The organism is Sorangium sp. So ce406 (genome assembly GCF_051474675.1).
Classification (GTDB): Bacteria; Myxococcota_A; Polyangia; order Polyangiales; family Polyangiaceae; genus Sorangium; species Sorangium cellulosum_G.
The window spans coordinates 354,360-372,290 of the sequence record NZ_CP150340.1; the positions used below are offsets into that span (position 1 = coordinate 354,360).

The window sequence follows — 17,931 nt, forward strand, 5'->3', positions numbered from 1 at the left end:
CGCTTGTCCCGCCCCCTGACGCTCGTCCGACCGCTGCCGCCGCTCGCGAAGGACGCTTTTTCCGGGGATGACGCGGCGCTCGTGGCCGGGTTCCGGCGGGGCGACCGCAGGGCGCGCGCCGCCCTGTACGACCGGTACGCCGTGCACGTCCACCGGGTGCTCTACCGGCTGCTCGGCTTCCACCCCGACCTCGCGGACCTGCACCACGACGTCTTCGTGCGCGCGCTCGGATCGCTGCCGAACCTCGAGGACCCGAGCGCGCTCAAGGGGTGGCTCACGATGATCGCGGTGCACGTGGCGCGCTCGTCGATCACCCGCGCGCGGCGGCGGCGCTGGCTCTGGTTCTTGCCGAGCGAGGAGCTGCCCGAGGTCGAGTCCGGCGCGGCGTCGGGCGAGGTGCTGGACGCGCTGCGGGCGACCTACGCGGTGCTCGACGCGCTCCCGGTGGACGAGCGCATCGCGTTCGCCCTGCGGTTCATCGACGGCATGGAGCTGACCGAGGTGGCCGCGGCGTGCGAGACGTCGCTCGCGACCATCAAGCGGCGGCTCGCGCGCGCCTCGGCCCGCTTCGGGGCCGAGGCGCGCAAGCAACCCGTGCTCGAGGCGTGGCTCGAGGGAGGTACCCGGTGGGGCAATCCGAGCGATCGCTGACCGCCCTCGGGCGGCGCGTGGCCGCGCTGCAGGACCGGGCGCCCGGGGCGCGGCTCGACCTGGAGCGGGGGCGCGCGCGGCTGATGGCGGCGGAGCTGCCGGGCCGGCGGGGGGGCGGCAGGGGAGGCGGGGAGGGGACGGTGAGCGGGGCGCGGCTGCGGGCGCCGGGGAGGTGGGGCGGGGGGCGGGTCGCCGCCTGGATGGCGGCGGCGGCGCTGGTGCTGTCGGCGGTCGCGGTGGTGATCGTGGCGCGACCGGGAGCGCCGATGCGGTTCGAGCTCGGGACGACCGAGGTGGGGGTCGTCGGGGCGTGGATCGCCGCGCCGGCGGGGGCGGAGCTGCCGATCCGGTTCTCGGACGGGTCGCTGCTCCGCCTGGCGCCGGGCGGGCGCGCGCGCGTGGCGTCGGTGGACGCGAACGGCGCGGAGATCGCGCTGGAGCGGGGCGCGCTGGATGTCGCGGTGGTCCACCGCGGGGGGACGCGCTGGCGGGTGCGGGTGGGGCCGTTCCAGGTGCACGTGACCGGGACGCGCTTCGAGACCCGGTGGGACCCGGTGACCGAGCGGTTCGAGGTGGCTCTGATCGAGGGGGCGATCACCGTGTCGGGGCCGGTCGTGGGGGAGGCGCGGGCGGTGCGCGCCGGGGAGCGGGTGACGGTTTCGCCCGGGACGAATACGATCGAGGTGGCGCCGATCGGTGCAACCGGCGCAACCGGCGCAACCACGTTGGGGGCGGGCTCAACCCCCGTCGGGCCAGGCTCAACCTCGGTCGGGCCAGGCTCAACCTCGGTAGGGCCAGGCTCAACCTCGGTCGGGCCAGGCTCAACCCCGGCCTCGGGCTCAACCCCGGTCGGGCCAGGCTCAACCTCGGTCGGGCCAGGCTCGGTCGGGTCAACCTCAACCTCGGTCGGGCCAGGCTCAACCTCGGTCGGGCCGGGCTCAACCTCGGTCGGGCCAGGCTCAACCCCGGCCTCGGGCTCAACCCCGGTCGGGTCAACCTCGGTCGGGTCCACCCACCCGCCCGGCCACGCTGGCGCCGAGACCCCCCTGCCGACCGCCCCGGAGACGCCTCGCTGGCGGGCCCTCGCCCTCGATGCGCGGTACAAGGATGCCCTCGCCGCCGCCGAGCGCGAAGGCTTCGACGCCCTCTGCGCCGCCGCGAGCGCCGGCGACCTCCACGCCCTCGGCGACGCGGCCCGGCTCGGCGGCAGCTCGGCCCGCGCCATCCAGGCCTTCACCGCCCTCCGCCGGCGGTTCCCCGGCACGCCCGAGGCCGCGTCCGCAGCGTTTCTCCTCGGACGGAACGCTCAGGACCAGAGCAACGACCCCGCGGGCGCCGCGCGCTGGTTCACCCGGTACCTGAGCGAGCTTCCGGGGGGCGCCTTTGCCGCCGACGCTGCGGGGCGCCTCGTCGAGGCGGAGGACAGGCGCGGCGACGAGGCGGGCGCCCGCCGCGCGGCCGAGCGCTACCTCGCCGCGTACCCGAACGGCTCCCATGCCCCCTACGCGCGGCGCCTGCTCGCGCGCGCGCCGGCCCCGACCCCCTCCGCGCCCGGGTCCGCCACGCCGGACGCCGCCCCCGGCGACCCTCCCGCGCCGTGACACGCCGCTCCCCGGCGCCCCTCCTCCTCGCCCTCGCCGCGCTCGCGGCGGGGTCCTCGCTCGCCGCGAGCGCGCGCGCCGACGAGGCCCGCGAGGACGCCTCCTCGACCATCGCCGTCGTGTGCGCCCCCGGCGATCGCTTCGGCCTGCGGGTCGTCGCCGAGCTCGAGTCGCTCGGCTTCCGGGCGGCGATCCTCGACCCCGCGGCCGACGCGCCGGCGTCGCGCGCCTCCCTCGAGGCCTCCGCGCGCGACGCCGGCGCGATCGCCGCGATCCGCGCCGTCCCCTCCGGCCGCGGCGTCGAGGTGTGGATCGCCGATCGGGTCACCGGCAAGACCGTCCTCCGCGAGATGGCGGGCGACGCCGGCGCGCCCGACAGCGACGCCGCGCTCGCGCTCCGCGTCGTCGAGCTCCTGCGCGCCAGCCTCCTCGAGGCCGCCCTGCCCGCGCCGCCGCCCGGAGAGCTGCCCGCGACCCCCGAGATCCGCGAGAAGCTGCGCGTCCCCGCGCCGGCCGCGCTCGCCGACCCGCCCTCGCCGCCGCCGTCGCCCTCGCCGCCGCCGTCGCCCGCGCTCCGCGTCGCGCTCGCTCCCGGCGCGCTGCTGAGCCCCGGCGGCCTCGGCGCGGCGGCCAGCGTCGACCTCGGCGTCGTCTGGATGCCGAGCGAGCACGTCGGCGCCGTCGCGTTCGCGGCGATCCCGTTGACCAGCGCGCGGATCGAGCGAGCGAACCTCGACGTCGACCTCTCGGTCCAGCTCACCGGCGGCGGCGCCCGCTTCACCACCCGCGCGGGCCGGTGGGCTCCCTCGGCGGATCTCGGCCTGGCGGTGGTCTCGCTCCAGAGCACGCGCATGGTCGTCAGCTCGAGCTTCAGCAACGGCGAGCCCTCCACGATGACAGTCGCTCCCTTCACGCGCCTCGGCCTCGCCTTCGCCGTGACACCCACGTTCCGCCTCCGCGCCGACGTCCTCGTCAGCGTGGTCGTCGAGGGGGTCTCGATCCAGATCGCCGGGCGCGAGATCGCGACATGGGGTCGACCGATCCTGCTCTCTTCTGCCGGCATCGATCTCGGCTGGTTCTGATGAGCCGTCCTCGCGCCCTCGGGGGACTTCACCCGAGAACCTGTTCTGGAGGTCAATCCAATGAAGAGCTTCCTCATGGCCATCGGCGTGATGGCGATCGTGAGCACCGGGTGCGAAGAGATCGTGTTCATACCCGTTCTGGGCGGGGAGCACCCGTCCGATCCGGACTCCCCCCCGCCTCCCGACGACGACCCTCCGGTGCCGAGCGCCATCGCGATGAGGGCCGGCGATCTGCCGCCCGATTTCAACTTCCGGAAGGGGGAGGATCCCGACACGTTCATCCTGGTTTTCAACAGCGATGTCCAGGAGTGCCCTCCGACCGTGATCGAGCCGACGTGCGACAATGCACCCATCTGGCAGCTCATCCTCGCCCTGCCGCCCGAGCTCGACACACCCGGGCTGATCGACCTGTCGGATGACCGGATCCGTTTTCAAGAAGCGCTGTCCGAGAACGCCAACGGTTGCGGTTTGTTCGGCGGGGAAGGCTTCCTCGGCTACAGAGGCACGCTCGAGATCATCAGCACCGACGAGACCTCCCTCTTCGTGAAGCTGCGTGACACCGGCATGGAAGGTCGGGCGAGCGGCGATTACACGGTTCAGCGCTGCGGCGCAGCGCTCGAGACCGCGCCCGGCGGGTGATGGCCGCCCGCGCCCGCGCCCGCTCGCTCCGCGGGCCGCGCCGCTCGCTCCGCGGGCCGCGGTGGACTCCTCCTCCGGCGCGCCGGCCACCCGGGCGCGCAGCGCTCGGCCTGCCGCCGGCCTGGTAGACCGCCGCGCCCGCACCTATGCTTCACCCCCGCGCGCCCCACGGGGGGCGCCGTGAGCCACTCCACCGGGGAGCGACGACGCGCATGATCCAGGTCTTCGGCACGGCCAAATGCAAGGCGACGCGGGCGGCGCAGCGGTTCTTCGCGGACCGCGGCATCAAGGTCCAGTTCGTCGAGGTGCGCGAGAAGGGCCTCTCGAAGGGGGAGCTCGCGAGCGTGGCGCGCGCGGTGGGCGGCGTGCGCGCGCTCTACGACGCCGAGGGCGCGCGGGTGAAGGAGCGCGGCCTGCAGCACCTCGGCCCGAGCGACGCGCGCATCGCCGAGCTCCTCGCGGAGGATCCGCTCCTGCTCCGCACGCCGATCGTGCGCGACGGCCAGCGCGCCTGCGTGGGCGCGGCCGAGGCGACGTGGAAATCGTTCGCCGACGCCGCGAAGGGGAAGTAGAGGCGATCGAGAGCGCCGAGCGGGTCGGGCTCGAACGAGCGCCGTACATGCGCGCTCAAGAACAGAGAGGGGCGAAGGTGGCACAGTACGTCGCGTTCCGGGCTGGCATCGAGGTGCGCGCGGCCAACCTCCAGAGCTTCTTCGAGGCGCCGGGGCGCGCCTATGCCCCGATGATCATGAAGATCATGATCAAGCACGGCCTCCACCAGCTCATGGCCATCGACTGGCTCCCCATGCAGCTCTGGCTCGACGCCCAGCGGGAGATCGCGGACACGATCGGAGAGCACACGCTCTTCGCGCTGGGCAAGAAGGCTCCCGAGGTGGTCGCCTGGCCGACGGGCATCGACACCGTCGAGGCGGCGCTCGCGTCGATCGACGTCGCCTATCACCTCAATCACCGCATGGACGGCGAGCCGATGTTCGATCTGCGGACCGGCGCGATGAAGGAGGGGATCGGCCACTACCGCTGTCGCCCCGGCGGCGACCAGAGCATCGCCGTCGTCTGCGCCACGCCCTATTCCTCCGAGCTCGAGCGCGGGCTCATCACCGGCATGGCCCGCCGGTTCAAGCCGGCCGCCGAGGTCACTCTCGATGAGACCCAGCCCACCCGCAGGCGGGGTGGGGAGTCGTGCACCTTCCTCGTGCGGTGGTGAGCCCGCGAGCGTCCAGCGAGCGCGCGCGAGGCGCCCCGGCGGGGGCACCTCAGCGCTCGGTCAGCGTGGTAGTCCAGCGTGGTAGTCCTGGAGGATGTAGTAATGCGCCTCCATCGCCGAGATCATCCTGTCGACGTTCCTGTCCTTCACGAACTCCCAGAAGGCCTTGTCGACAGGGTCCAAGAAGGGGCGGGGGACGCTGAGGTGGCGCGAGGGGATGAAGAGCGTCTCCGGGTCGTTCGCGTCCTCCATCGCCCTCTGCGACAGCGAATCGTAGAGGCTGATGTCGATGTCGGTCCTCGACGGGATCGACCCCTTGAGCGGGTTCAGCGCGTCCTGCCCCTCCACCGAGCCCATGGTCGCGAGCAGGTCGAGCGCGGCGTCCCGGTGCGCTGCCCCTCTCGGGACGACGAAGCTGTCGACCACGTAGACGAACGCGCCCTCGCCCACCGTCACCATGCCGAAATCCTCGCCGAGCGCGTACCCGCGCGCCTGGAACTCGGCCTTGGCCCAGTCCCCGTCCATGAGCATCGCGGCCTCGCCTCGCCCGACGAGCTCGACGGCATCGTACCAGCGCAGCTCCTCGGCGTTCGCGTTCATGTACTTCATGGCCTTGAGGCCCGCCGTCAGCGCGGCCCTCACCTTCCGCGTGTCGGGGCTCTTCAGGCGACCCTTGAACAGGTCGTCGTAGTACGTCGCGCCGGCCGACAGGATGAAGATGTGCTCCCACATGAGGCTGGCCGGCATCGACGGATCCCTCGCCGCCACCGCCAGCGGCACGACGCTCTTCGCGGCGAGCGCCTCGTTGACGGCGAGGAGCTCGTCGAGCGTCGTCGGGGGAAGCAGGTCGTTCTCCGCGAAGATCTTCCTGTTGTAGAAGAGGCAGTTCGTGCGGTGGATGTTCACCGGCACGGCGTAGACATGACCGTCGTACGACACGGACTCGACGATCGACGCGGGCGCGCTGGAGAGCCAACCGCTCGACGCCACGACGTCGTCGATCGCCTCCAGCTTGTTCGCCCCCTCCCGGCCGTTGTACCTGACCCAGCTCATCATCCGGGCGCCGCTGTAGGACTGGAACAAGTCCGGCGGGAGGCCCTCGACCATGCGCTCATCCAGGCGCCTCTCCGAGGCGTTCGCCGCAGCCGCGGCGGCGTTGATGACCTCCACGCCTGGGTGATCGCGCCGGTGGACGTCGATGAGCGCCTGAAGCGCCCTGCTCTCGCTCGGGCTGCTCCACCAGCTGAAGAGCTCGATCCTCGCGTCTCCGCCGCTCGGGCCGATCTCTCCGACGCCCCCGCACCCCGCCGCGCCGGACGTCGCCAGCGTCACGGCGCCGGCGAGGCGCAGCACCTTCACGAAGAACGCCGCCGGACGAGCGAAGCTCATGGCTGATCGTGGTGGTCCTGGATGATGTAGTAATGCGCCTCCATCGCCAGGATCATCTTGTCGGTGTTCCTGTCCTTCACGAACTCCCAGAAGGCCCTGTCGATGGGGTCGAAGAAGGGGCGGGGGACGCTGAGGTTGCGCGCCGGGACGAAGCGGGTCTCCGGGCTCCTCGCGTCCTCCATCGCCTTCCGCGACAGGGGGTCGTAGATGCCGAGGTCGGTGTCGGTCCTCGACGGGATCGACCCCTTGAGCGGGTTGAGCGCGTCCTGCCCCTCCACCGATCCCATGGTCGCGAGCAGGTCGAGGGCGGCGCCTCGGTGGAGCGCCCCTCTCGGGAGGGCGAAGGTGTCGACCACGTAGACGAAGGCGTCCTCGCCCACGGTGACCATGCCGAAATCCTCGTCGAGCGCGTACCCGCGCGCCTGGAACTCGGCCTTGACCCAGTCCCCGTCCATGACCATCGCGGCCTTGCCTTGCCCGACGAGCTCGACGCCATCCACCCAGAGGAGCTCCTCGGCGGCGTCCGCGTCGACGTACTTCAGGGCCTCCAGCGCCGCTTCCAGGGCGGCCCTCACCTCGGGCGTATCGGGGCTCTTCAGGCGACCCTTGAACAGGTCGTCATAGTACTGCGCCCCGGCGGACATGACGAAGATGTGCTCCCACATGAGGCCGGCCGGCGTCCCCGGGTCCTTCGCGGCCAGGGCCAGCGGCGTGATGCCCTTCGCGGCGAGCGCCTCGTTGACGGCGTAGAGCTCGTCGAGCGTCGTCGGCGGCGTGAGCTCGTTCTCGGCGAAGAGCCGCTTGTTGTAGAACAGGCAGTTCACGCGGTGGACGTTCACCGGCACGGCGTACACGTGGCCCCTGTGCGTCACCGTCTCGACGACGGATGCAGGCACGGTGGAGCGCCACCGGCTCGACGCTGCGATGTCGTCGAGCGGCTCCAGCTTGTTCTCGCCCTCCAGGCCGTTGTACTTGACCCAGTCCATCAACCGGACCCCGCCGTGGACCTGGAACACGTCCGGGGGCAGCCCCTCGGCCATGCGCTCGTCCAGGCGTCGCTCCAGGACGGCGCGCTCGACCCCGGCGCTGTTGTTGATGACCTCCACCTCCGGGTGAGCGCGCTTGTGGACGTCGATGAGCGCCTGGAGCGCCCTGGTCTCGCTCGGGCTCGCCCACCAGCTGAAGACCTCGACCGTCGCGTCGCCGCCCTCCGGGTCGCCGCCCCCGCACCCCGTCGCGCCGAGCGCGGCGAGCGTCAGGACCCCGGCACAACGCAGCACCGTCACGAAGGTACCCTTCATGTCAGCCTCCCGTCCTCTCCTGTCGCCCCGCCGCTCGCCACCAGCGTGCTGTGAGCCCATGTCCGTCGAGGACCAGAGCGCGGCGTGATATTACATTCTCTCGACCCGCGTGCGGCGTCAAGCTCGAGCGCCCCGGGGTGAGCCTCTCAGGAGCCGCCGCGCATGAGCTCATGGGGCGAGTCACGGCCGCTGGTCCAACTTCCGGTCAGGCGCCGCTCCGTGTACGATCCGCGCGCCGGGAACATGCGGAAAGTACGGTGTGAAATGAGCGATTCCTTACTCGATGTCGGGCAGAGGGGGTGTGCGCGAGGTCCCTCCGTCTCTCGGCTGTGGCGCGCGCTGCGGGGCGCTCGCCGGCGCGATCTTGCCGCGTCGATCGCGGCGATCCTGTCCTTCGCCGCCGCGGCGTCGTGCAGCGTGACCGTCGACCTCGATCCGCTCCAGGACGGCGTCTCGTGCCCGAGCGGACAGAAATCCTGTTACGGAAGCTGCGTGTCGATCATGGATCCTGACTACGGGTGTACCCCGGACCGGTGCGCGCCGTGCACCCTGATGCAGGCGGACGCGGTCTGCGACCCATCGAGCGCGGAAGGCCAGTGTGTCCTGAGCAGGTGCATCCCGGGCACCGAGTACGAGAGCTGTGATGGCGACCTGAGGAACGGGTGCGAGACCAACACGAACACCAGCCTTGATCACTGCGGCTTCTGCAACACCCCGTGCACCTGCGAGGTCGGCTTCCCCACGTGCATCCGCGGCTCGTGCCGATGCTCCTCGTGACCGCCGCCCGCGTGATGTCCCCCCATCCGATGTCACAACAAAGAGCGACGCTCCTGCCATGGCCCCTCGCCGGGGGCCGGCGCCCTCAGGATCGCGCTCAGAGCGGCCGCTTCGCCCGGTGCCGCGTGTAGCAGCTCGGGCAGCGCCACTCCATCATCCGGCGCCCGTTCGCGTCGACGGTCCGCGTCAGCCTCCACCCGTACCGCGAGCTGATCAGCGTGTAGTTCGTCTCCGTCTTCGGCGCCGGCGTACTGCAATCGACGCACCGGTGGGATACACGCTGCTCGCTCTCCGGTGGGATCGTGTGCCCTGCGGGGGTAGAAGGCGCGCTCCTGGGACCGTCGAGCATTTCCGGGTAGAGCGAATCGCGTCTGGTAGCCGACATCTGAACCTCAGGATGTACGCTGAATGTCCACTGAGCGTGTCGCCTCACCTGTCCGCTGGGCGCCTGGAATCGAACATCCTCAAGTGTAACGGAGGACTCCTCTCGCGCCAAGATCGATCTCGACGAGACCCACGGTCGCGCGGCCTCGCCGGCCGCAGGAATCAGCACGCTTCCGTCGAGTCCCGTGCTTCCATGACGCGCTTTGATGCGCCGTATCATGGCCGCGGCGTGGGCCGCTCTCGCTCTCGCTCTCGTTCTCGCTCTCGCTCTCGTTCGTGGGGGGCCCCACGCAGGACCGCTGTTCGAGCTCCCAGGGTGCGTGTCGCCATACGACCGGTCAACGCCCACAGCGCGCCACGTCGACCTCCATCGTGCCAGGCGCGCACCGCCTCTCCCGCGCGTGCGCTTTCTCTTCACCAGGGCGCCGTGTACTCTCGGATCCCGTGGCGGGGCTGGTCGAGCGGATCGTGGACAGCGCGAGCGAGACGCACGGAAAGTACCGTGTCCTGCTCGAGCTCGGGCAGGGGGGGACCGCCCGCGCGCTGCTCGCTGTCGCCCACGGCCCGAGCGGCTTCAGCAAGCTCGTCGTGCTCAAGACGCCGAAGAAGGCGCACGCGCTCGATCCCGAGTTCCGGCGGATGTTCCTGAACGAGGCGCGCCTCTCCGCGCGGCTCAACCACGCCAACATCGTCCAGACCAACGAGGTGATCGAGGAGGACGGGAGCCCCGTCCTCGTGATGGAGTTCCTCGACGGGCAGCCCCTCTCGAGCGTGCTCACGATCGGCCGCGGCGCCCTGCCGCTCGCCATGCACCTCCAGATCATCGTCCACGCCCTGTGCGGCCTCCACCACGCCCACGAGCTGGAGGATTTCGACGGCCAGAAGCTCAACGTCGTGCACCGCGACATGACGCCGCACAACATCTTCGTCACCTACGACGGGCAGGTGAAGATCCTCGACTTCGGCATCGCGAAGCTCGATCGAGGGTCCGACTACCAGACCGAGACCGGCGTCATCAAGGGCAAGATCCGGTACATGTCGCCGGAGCAGATGATGGGCGAGAAGATCGACCGCCGCGCGGATCTCTACGCCGTCGGGGTCATGCTGTGGGAAGCGGCCACGGGCGAGCGGATGTGGAAGGAGACGCCCGATCCGCTGCTCATGAACCTCGTGCTCAACGGAGAGGTCGCCGCCCCGCGGAGCGTCAATCCGAGCGTCCCCGTCGACCTCGAGCGCGTGATCATGAAGGCGCTGGCCCCGGAGCGCGACGACCGGTACGCGACCGCGGCGCAGCTCGCGGCCGACCTCGAGGCCGTCATCGATGCGCTCGGCACGCGCGTGACCAACGGCGCGATCGGCAAGTTCGTCTCGACGCTGTTCGAGAACGAGCGCGCCGCGATGAAGAAGTCGGTCGAGGCGCAGCTCGTGAAGGTGGCGTCGCTGTCGTGGGCCGAGGCGGAGGGGACGGACCGAGAGGCGCGCTCCGAGACGGGGATCCGCGCGGTCCGCAACAGCACCACCGAGGTGCCGGCCCCGGGCCGGAGGCGGCGCGCCGCGCTCGTCGGCGTCGCGTGCGTCGCCGTGGCGGTCCCGCTCCTCGCGTGGAGGCTCGCGCCGGGCCCGCGCGGCGACCCGGCCACGCCCGCGCCCGCCGCCTCCGGGGCGAGCGCCGCGCAGGCCGCCCCCGGCCCCGCGATGGAGCAGCCTGCCCGCCCGGCGACCGTCCGCGTCCGCATCGCGGCCTCGCCCCGCCACGCGGCGCTGTTCCTCGACGGCGAGCCGCTCGCGACGAACCCCTTCAAGGCGCGGATGGAGAAGAGCGGCGCGGCGCACGAGGTCCGCGCAGAGGCCCCGGGCTACGCGAGCGCGCGCGCGGAGATCGTCCTCGACAGGAACGTGGACCTCGATCTCGTCCTCGAGCAGGAGAAGCGGGACGCGCCGACGGCGCCGGCGCCGGCGCGCGTCGTGAAGCGCGCCCCCACGGCGGAGCCCGCGGCGCCGCCGCCCGAGGCGGACTGCAACCCGCCCTATTACTTCAACGAGCATGGGATCAAGAAGTTCAAGCCGGCGTGCCTGTGAGCGCCGCGCGCCCGGCCTGAGCAGGGCGCGCCTCGGGGCGGGAGCGTTCTTGACCGCCGCCGCGCTCCTCGCCGGCGCGCCCGCGCTGGGCCAGCAGGCCGACGAGAAGGCCGCGTGCCTCGCGAAGCACGAGGAGGCGCAGGTCGCGCGGCAGCAGGGCAGGCTCCGGGACGCGCGCGGCGCGCTGCTCGCGTGCGCGCGTTCGACATGCCCGTCGCTCCTCCGCTCCGACTGCGCGGGCTGGCTGTCCGCGCTGATCCAGGAGATCCCGTCGGTCGTGCTCTCCGCGGAGTCGCAGCGCGGCGACGAGCCGGACGCCCGCGTGCTGATCGACGGCCAGCTCGCGGCGGAGGCGCTCGACGGCAAGGAGATCGAGGTCGACCCCGGCAAGCGCGTGTTCCGGTTCGAGCTGCCGCCGCACGCGCCGATCGAGAGGACGCTCCTCATCCGCGAGCGCGAGCGGGGCAGGCCGGTGTCCGTGTTCTTCGGCGAGCGCGCGGCGCGCCCTGCGCCCCCCGCGCTCCCCGCGCCCCCGCCGCCGGAGGGGCCGCGCCCCGTGCCGCTCGCCGTCTACGTGCTCGGCGGATCGGCGCTCGTGGCCACCGGGCTGTTCGCCGGGTTCGGCGCGGCCGGCCTGGCCGAGCGCGCGTCGCTCCAGGCGAGCTGCGCGCCGTTCTGCGACGACGCGCAGGTGCAGCCCGTGCGGACCCGGCTCCTCGTCGCCGACCTCGCGCTCGCGGCCGGCGTCGGGGCCGCGCTCTCCGCGGGGATCCTCTTCTGGCTCCGCCCCGCAGCGTCGGTCAACGTCGCGCCGGGCCCGCCCGCCGCGCCGTCGGTCGACGTCGCGCCGGTGGCCCGCGGCGCGCTGCTCCAGCTCCGCGGCGCGCTGTAGGCCGCGCGGCGCGACGGCCAGCGCGGTAGCATCGGCGCGCCCATGGTCCCGCGCCCCCCGCCTCGCGCGCGGGTCGACGTCGACGCCCTCGACGTGCCCGCGTTCGGCCTCGCCGACGACGTGACGCCGTTCCGCGGCGACGTCCACGCGCACCGCAAGCACCAGATCCTCTACGCGGACGCGGGCGTGCTGCACCTCGAGGTCGGCGGCGCGCACTGGGTGTTGCCGCCGCAGCGCGCGGCGTTCATCGCGGCCCGCGCCGCGCACCGCGCGTACGCCACGGGGCCGGTCGCGCTGCGCACCGTGTACCTGTCGCCGCGGCTCACCCGCGCCCCGCTGCCCGGCGGCGACGCGCCGGGCGAGGCGCGGGTCGACTGCCGCGTATTCGCGGTGACGCCGCTCGCGCGCGAGATGATCCTCCACGCCATGCGGTGGGGGCCGGACCACGGCGGCCGCGACGCCGTGGCGTCGATCTTCTTCAGGACGCTCGGCGCGCTGTGCCGGGAGTGGGCCGCCGAGCCGCTGCCGTTCAGGCTGCCGGTCGCGCGCTCCGTCGAGCTCGAGCGCGCAATGCGGTTCGCGCACGAGCGCCTCGGCGAGCGCCCCGGGCTCGACGACGCCGCGCGCGCGGCGCGCACCTCGGTGCGCACGCTCTCGCGGCGGTTCGCCGAGGAGGCCCGGACGACGTGGAGCGAGTACCTGAGCACCGCCCGGATGCTGCGCGCGATGGAGCTGCTCGCTGGAGGGGGCGCCCGCGTCACCGACGTCGCGGTCGCCGTCGGGTTCGACAGCCTCGGCGCGTTCACCCGGGCGTTCGCCGCGTTCACGGGCGAGCGGCCGAAGGACTACCGGGCGCGGGCGCGGGCGGGCGGGAGCGTCCCCGGGACGTCACGCCCGCCGTGATCGCTCGGTCAGGGGGCTCGCCTGGGCCGCGTGTGCTCGACGCGGTGCTGGCGGTGCTCCACGCGCGGCTCCGCCGCCGGCCTGCGCGTCGTGGTGCGGTAGCCGTGGTGGTGGTGAGGCTGATGGTGGTGGTGGACGCGGGTCCTGTCGAACTCGACGCGGTAGCTGACCAGGGCGCGCGGCTCCTCGCGGTAGTAGACCCAGCCGTGGCGCGTCGGATAGTACCAGCGGCCGTCCACGTAATAGACGTAGGTCCCCCGGTAGTAGACGCGGGGGTAGGTCTCGACGTAGGCCGGCGCCGCCGCGATGTGAACGACCGGCTCCTCGACCACCGCGAACTCCCGGTGCGTGACGACCACGGGCGCGGGGGCGACGGTCCTCGTGTGGACCTCGGCGGCGCACCCGGTCGCGCCGAGGACCGCGAGCGCGCCGAGGACCGCGAGCGCGGCGAGCCTGCTGCGGTGCGGGGAAACCGCCGTGGTTCTGGGGGATGAGCTCTGGAGGTCAGGCGAGTTGTGTTTCATGGGGCCTCAGGAGAGCAATCGCGATGCCAGCCGGCGGCGCCGGGGCGCCGCCATCAGCGCCAGGCAGCGCGGCTGCTGGTGGTATGGCCCTTGCTGAATCGTGGGTCATCGGCGCGACAGCGCCAGACTCCAATCAAGGAAGACGACCCATGAAACTCTCGAAGGTGCTCTCCGGTCTCGCCAGCTGCATTCTCGCCTCGGCCTCGCTCGCGGGGTGCATCATCGTCGACAACGACGACCATTCCCACTCCGGGTACGGCTCGCTCACGGTGGCGCTGACGATCGAGGGGCGCGCTGATCCATTCCAGTGCTTCGACCACGACGTGGATGGGATCGTCGTCAGCGTCGAGGACGAGGCGGGCTTCGTGACCGAGGCGTCCGCGGACTGCGATGAGCTCGGCCTCACCATCTTCGATCTCCCCGGGGGCTACTACGACGTCGAGACCTGGCTCGTGGACTTCGACGGCTTCCAGAGGAGCGACATCGTGCGCGTCGAGTCCGTCGACGTGTACGGCGACGCGGACACGCTCGTCGAGGTCGACTTTCCCTGGAACTGGATCGATCCGTGACGCGCGGCGCGCCTGAGCGCCGGGCCCCTACCTGTTCGCGACCGCGTTCGCGAGGCCGTAGACGCCGTACTCGACGAGGTACGCGAGCTCGTGGTCGGGGAACTCGGCGCTCGCGAGCTCCGCGAGCTTCTTGTGGTGGCTCGGTGCCTCGGGCCCCGCGAGCTCGCTCTTCCGCTCGCCGAGCGACGCGACGTAGCGCTCGACGAGGGCTTCCATCCCGGTGAGATAGGCCTTCTGCTCCTCGACGGCGGCGCGCACCGGGGCAGCCGCGCCCCGGCCGCCGTGAACGGTGAGCCCGTCGAACTCGAGGAGCTCGTCGAGCGCCGCGCGCCACGAGGCGAGGTCCGGCGAGGGCTGGCCGTCGCGGAGGCCGCCCTCGAGCCACGCGTGCGCCCTGTAATGCACGAGATCGCCGACGACGAGCGCCCCGGCCGAGGGGACGATCGCGACGGTCTGCGTGGTCGTCACGCCGGCGTGATCGAGCTCGCGCAGCGCGACCGCGCCGGCCTCGAGCGGGAGGTCGTACGCGCCCTCGAACGTCACGTCGACGGTGGCCTCTGGCGGGTAGGTCTCCTCGGTGAACATGCCCACGCCGATGAAATACGGCTTCTTGTAGGCGTGCACCGCGCCGATCGCGCTCGCGGTGGCGCGGCTCGCGACGACCTTCGCGCCGATCTTCTGGAACTCGGAGGCGCCGTTGAACTTGTCCGGGTTCGGGTGCGTGATCACCACGTACGTTATCGGGCTCTGCGTCTCGCCGCGGATCTGCGCGATGGCGCTCCGCGCGTGCGCCCCGGTGAACTGGGCGTCGAACACGACGACCTCGCGCCCGGTGTCGTAATAGAACGAGTGGGTGTCGAACCCGGCGGTGTCCGACGTGAAGGTGCCGAGCCTCGCCGGCGCCTCGGCGGGGTGCTCTGCGGTCTCTTCCGGGGTGCAGGCGGCGGCGAGGGCCGCGAGCGAGGCGACGGCGGCGGCGCGGATGAGCTTCGACATGGGGATCTCCTCTCTCGGCTTCGTTGCGGGGCGCTGGGCCCCGAAGACGAGGGAGAAGATGCGGTGATCGGCGCTGGCGCGCTTTCCCCTGGAAGCCAAAGTTTTGCTCCTGCGCGCCAACCGCGCCCAGGGCGCCGCGCGCCGGCTCAGAACCTCTCTACCGACGGGCGCACGTCGATCTCGTGGGTCCAGGCGCTCGGCGGCTGGGCGTGGAGCTGGTAGTAGGTCTCCGCGAGCGCCTCCGGCGCGAGCAGCGTGGCGGCGCCCCGCCCGGGCACCATGGCGCGCACGCGCGGGGTGTCGATCAGCCCGTCGATGATCACGTGGGCCACGTGGATGCCGCGCGGGCCGAGCTCGCGCGCGAGCGACTGGGCGAGGGCCCGGAGGCCGAACTTGCCCACGGCCAGGGCCGCGAAGCGCGGGCCGCCGCGGAGCGACGCCGTCGCGCCGGTGAAGAGGAGCGTGCCCCGACCGCGCTCGAGCATGTCGGGCAGCGCGGCCTGCGCGCACAGCAAGCCGCCGAGGCAGTTGACCTTCCAGGACGCCTCGAGCTCCCGCGGCGTGAGCTCCAGGGCGCCGGCCACCCGGAAGTCGCTGGCGTTGTAGATCAGCACCTCCGCCGGGCCGAGCGACTCCTTCACCCGCGCGAAGGCGGCCGCGACCGAGGCCGGGTCGGTGGCGTCCGCGGGGGCGCTCAGGGCGCGTCCCCCGTCCTGCTCGATCTCCCGCTGCACGGCCTCGCACGTGGCGGCCGTGCGGGCGACGAGCCCGACGGAGAACCCCTCGCGCGCGAAGCGCCTGGACACCGCCGCGCCGAGGCCGGGACCGACGCCGACGACGACCGCTACCCTCTTCGAGCTCATGAATCGATCTCCTCCTGCCAGGCCTCGCGCCCGGCGAGCGCCGGCAGGTTACCCTCCTCCGGGGCCCGCGGCCTTCGCCAGCACCTCAGGCGAGCGCTCGTCTCCCGCTGGAGCCCTCCACGCACGCACATGGAAGGGCCACGCGTCGCGGAGATACAGGCCGAAGGGGATCCACCAGACGAGATCGTTCGTCAAGCAGAGCACGGCGGAGCGCGGCGGCCACTCCCCGGTCACGAGCAGCGCCGCGAGGCCGATCGGCCCGAGGACCTTGCCGAGCAGGCCGACCGCCGCGAGGAGAAAGCCGCGCTCGGGGGCGCGCGCGACCTCCGCATAAAGAATGGCGTAGACGCCGACCACCATCCCGAGACAGGCGAAGATCGCAGGGTGGTTGAGGGGCGGCATGCCCGCGAAGCGAAAGAGCCATTGCGGGTCGAGCGCCGCGTAGAGGCCCCAGCACGCGTTGTAGAGGGCGGCGAGGGCGAAGACGGCGCGGTGCAGGCGGCGGCGGGGGATCATGCGGGCTCCTCGCGCTCGACCCCCGCCGCGGCCGGGGAAGGACGGGGAAGGGTCGGACGGAGGCGTCAGCGGCATGCGGGCGAGGATACAGCTCGAGCGCGCGCGAGCGCCACGTCGAGGCGCATGCGCGTGGCGGGCGAGGAGGGCGGCCGCGGATCGATGATCCGTTCGTCGGTAGGTGAGGGCGCGGCGCCGCTCGCCGCGGCTTCTGCGGTGCCCCGTGCCGCTGCGCTCAGCGCTGCGGGCCCTGCTGGGCGGCGGACTGCTAGCCTTGCAACTGGTGCTGGCCGCGCTGCTGCTGGGCGGACTGCGGGCCTTGCTGCTGGGCGGACTGCGGGCCTTGCTGCTGGGCGGACTGCTGGCCGAACCGGGCGCCTTGCTGCTGACCGCGCTGTTGCTGGCCCTGGAACTGGGCGCCTTGCTGCTGACCGCGCTGCTGCTGGCCCTGGAACCTGTCGCCTTGCTGCTGACCGCGCTGCTGCTGGGCGGACTGCGGGCCTTGCTGCTGGGCGGACTGCGGGCCTTGCTGCTGGGCGGACTGCGGACCTTGCTGGTGGTAGCCCTTCTGCGGGCGCGACTGCTGGGCGCCCTGCTGCTGGCCGGATTGCTGCTGTCGCGCCTGCAGCAGCGTGCAGAAGAGCTGCTCCGCCTTTCTGAGGTGCTGCTCGATGTCCGAGCGCATCTTCACGACGTGGGACCGGAGGCTCGCGCTCTTCGTGTGCTCGGCGATCGGCTGGTCGAGGATCTCGAGGGCGCGGCGGTGCAGGGAGACCTGGGCCCAGATGAACGCGACGTCGAACTCTGCGCCTTCCTGCTCTTGCAGCGACTCGCTGGTCACGACCTCGTCCGCCTGGAGCTGCTGGCACTGCGGGCAGGCCTCGATGCTGGTGGTGGCGCCCCTCGACAGCCGGACCCCGTGCTGCTCAGCCCGAGAGTGCTCGTCGATCATCTCCTCGGCGTAGCGCTGCACCTCCGGGGACTCGGCCTTTCTCAGCGCGATCTCCGACAGCTTTACCTCCTGCTGGTTGATGAGCGAGACCAGCGTCGCGAGCTCCTGATCCGACACCTGCCGCATCGCGCTGTGGCCGCCGGGCTGTCCGCGGCCGCCCTGGTGGCCCCCCTGCTGGTGGCCCCCCTGGTAGCCGGCTTGCTCGCCGCACCGTTGCTCCGCGCCCGCTCGCTGTCCGCCGCCGCCCCGGTGGCCGCCCTGGTAGCCGGCCTGTCCGCCGCCCCGGTGGCCGCCCTGCTGGCCGCCCTGGCGGCCGGCCTGCTCGCCGCCGCGCCCCCTGCCGCCGGCGCGGCTCTGGCGATCTTCGCCTCTCCGCGCGCCGCTCTGGCCGTCGGCGCCCGTGTTGTCACGGCCGCCGCGATCCCCGCCGGCCGTCGCCTCGCGGTCCGCCTCGGCCTCGTCGGCGCCGGCGATGCACCCGCTAGCCCCCGCGAGTACAATGCTCCCTGCGAACATGATCGCCACGAGGCGACCTGAACGATTGCGCAACATCTTGCTTGCTCCTTGCTCGATATCGGCGCGCTGTCGCGC

The 17,931-nt window shown here is 72.5% G+C and carries 19 protein-coding genes; 11 read left to right on the forward strand and 8 right to left on the reverse strand.

Annotation, left to right across the window (positions count from 1 at the left end; translation table 11 throughout):
* The first annotated feature begins 3 nt into the window (after positions 1–3).
* The 6 genes from WME96_RS01315 (at position 4) to WME96_RS01340 (ending at position 5,198) form a co-directional block, all read left to right on the forward strand.
* A complete protein-coding gene (locus tag WME96_RS01315; protein ID WP_437288369.1) occupies positions 4–651 on the forward strand; it encodes an RNA polymerase sigma factor in 648 nt (215 codons plus the stop codon).
* A complete protein-coding gene (locus WME96_RS01320) occupies positions 627–2,252 on the forward strand; it encodes a FecR domain-containing protein (protein ID WP_437288370.1) in 1,626 nt (541 codons plus the stop codon). Before WME96_RS01315 ends, WME96_RS01320 begins: the two co-directional genes overlap by 25 nt.
* Entirely contained in the window at positions 2,249–3,334 is a 1,086-nt protein-coding gene (locus WME96_RS01325; protein WP_437288371.1) for a hypothetical protein, read from the forward strand. The genes WME96_RS01320 and WME96_RS01325 overlap by 4 nt, the downstream gene beginning before the upstream one ends.
* Before the next feature lie 75 nt (positions 3,335–3,409).
* Complete coding sequence (locus tag WME96_RS01330; RefSeq protein ID WP_437288372.1) at positions 3,410–3,973, forward strand: hypothetical protein; 564 nt, start codon at positions 3,410–3,412, stop codon at positions 3,971–3,973.
* A 212-nt stretch (positions 3,974–4,185) separates the two neighbouring features.
* Positions 4,186–4,545 (forward strand): arsenate reductase family protein, encoded by a 360-nt coding sequence (locus tag WME96_RS01335; RefSeq protein ID WP_437288373.1) that lies wholly within the window; start codon positions 4,186–4,188, stop codon positions 4,543–4,545.
* Between the two features lie 77 nt (positions 4,546–4,622).
* The gene (locus tag WME96_RS01340; protein ID WP_437288374.1) at positions 4,623–5,198 is read left to right on the forward strand and encodes a hypothetical protein; all 576 of its coding nucleotides are present in this window, start codon (positions 4,623–4,625) and stop codon (positions 5,196–5,198) included.
* 60 nt (positions 5,199–5,258) lie between these two features.
* Here the strand turns inward: WME96_RS01340 and WME96_RS01345 are convergent, their stop codons facing one another.
* Complete coding sequence (locus tag WME96_RS01345) at positions 5,259–6,587, reverse strand: ABC transporter substrate-binding protein (protein WP_437288375.1); 1,329 nt, start codon at positions 6,585–6,587, stop codon at positions 5,259–5,261.
* Positions 6,584–7,888, reverse strand: a complete 1,305-nt coding sequence (locus WME96_RS01350; protein WP_437288376.1) for an ABC transporter substrate-binding protein — start codon at positions 7,886–7,888, stop codon at positions 6,584–6,586. Before WME96_RS01350 ends, WME96_RS01345 begins: the two co-directional genes overlap by 4 nt.
* Positions 7,889–8,152: 264 nt before the next feature.
* Here WME96_RS01350 and WME96_RS01355 point away from each other — a divergent pair, with 264 nt between their 5' ends.
* Positions 8,153–8,665 carry a hypothetical protein gene (locus WME96_RS01355; protein WP_437288377.1) on the forward strand — a complete coding sequence of 171 codons (513 nt, stop codon included), beginning with the start codon at positions 8,153–8,155 and terminating at the stop codon, positions 8,663–8,665.
* A gap of 97 nt (positions 8,666–8,762) precedes the next feature.
* Here the strand turns inward: WME96_RS01355 and WME96_RS01360 are convergent, their stop codons facing one another.
* Positions 8,763–9,050 carry a hypothetical protein gene (locus WME96_RS01360; protein ID WP_437288378.1) on the reverse strand — a complete coding sequence of 96 codons (288 nt, stop codon included), beginning with the start codon at positions 9,048–9,050 and terminating at the stop codon, positions 8,763–8,765.
* A gap of 443 nt (positions 9,051–9,493) precedes the next feature.
* Between WME96_RS01360 and WME96_RS01365 the strand changes: the two genes are divergently transcribed.
* Genes WME96_RS01365 through WME96_RS01375 form a run of 3 tightly spaced genes read left to right on the forward strand, consistent with a single transcriptional unit; the run spans position 9,494 to position 12,923 of the window.
* Positions 9,494–11,128: a serine/threonine protein kinase gene (locus WME96_RS01365; protein WP_437288379.1), complete on the forward strand. Its 1,635-nt coding sequence runs from the start codon at positions 9,494–9,496 to the stop codon at positions 11,126–11,128.
* 49 nt (positions 11,129–11,177) lie between these two features.
* Entirely contained in the window at positions 11,178–12,020 is an 843-nt protein-coding gene (locus tag WME96_RS01370; RefSeq protein WP_437288380.1) for a hypothetical protein, read from the forward strand.
* A gap of 42 nt (positions 12,021–12,062) precedes the next feature.
* Entirely contained in the window at positions 12,063–12,923 is an 861-nt protein-coding gene (locus tag WME96_RS01375; protein WP_437288381.1) for a helix-turn-helix domain-containing protein, read from the forward strand.
* A gap of 8 nt (positions 12,924–12,931) precedes the next feature.
* Here WME96_RS01375 and WME96_RS01380 read toward each other — a convergent pair whose 3' ends face one another.
* A complete protein-coding gene (locus WME96_RS01380; protein WP_437288382.1) occupies positions 12,932–13,447 on the reverse strand; it encodes a hypothetical protein in 516 nt (171 codons plus the stop codon).
* A gap of 149 nt (positions 13,448–13,596) precedes the next feature.
* Between WME96_RS01380 and WME96_RS01385 the strand changes: the two genes are divergently transcribed.
* A complete protein-coding gene (locus WME96_RS01385; RefSeq protein ID WP_437288383.1) occupies positions 13,597–14,016 on the forward strand; it encodes a hypothetical protein in 420 nt (139 codons plus the stop codon).
* Positions 14,017–14,043: 27 nt separating this feature from the next.
* Here WME96_RS01385 and WME96_RS01390 read toward each other — a convergent pair whose 3' ends face one another.
* From WME96_RS01390 to WME96_RS01405, 4 genes are all read right to left on the reverse strand, one after another.
* Positions 14,044–15,012, reverse strand: coding sequence for an MBL fold metallo-hydrolase (locus WME96_RS01390; protein WP_437288384.1), 969 nt, complete (start codon positions 15,010–15,012; stop codon positions 14,044–14,046).
* 146 nt (positions 15,013–15,158) lie between these two features.
* Positions 15,159–15,875, reverse strand: coding sequence for an SDR family NAD(P)-dependent oxidoreductase (locus WME96_RS01395; protein ID WP_437288385.1), 717 nt, complete (start codon positions 15,873–15,875; stop codon positions 15,159–15,161).
* A gap of 48 nt (positions 15,876–15,923) precedes the next feature.
* Complete coding sequence (locus WME96_RS01400; RefSeq protein ID WP_437288386.1) at positions 15,924–16,391, reverse strand: hypothetical protein; 468 nt, start codon at positions 16,389–16,391, stop codon at positions 15,924–15,926.
* Positions 16,392–16,656: 265 nt separating this feature from the next.
* Positions 16,657–17,892 carry a DUF4142 domain-containing protein gene (locus tag WME96_RS01405; protein ID WP_437288387.1) on the reverse strand — a complete coding sequence of 412 codons (1,236 nt, stop codon included), beginning with the start codon at positions 17,890–17,892 and terminating at the stop codon, positions 16,657–16,659.
* Between the last annotated feature and the right edge of the window lie 39 nt (positions 17,893–17,931).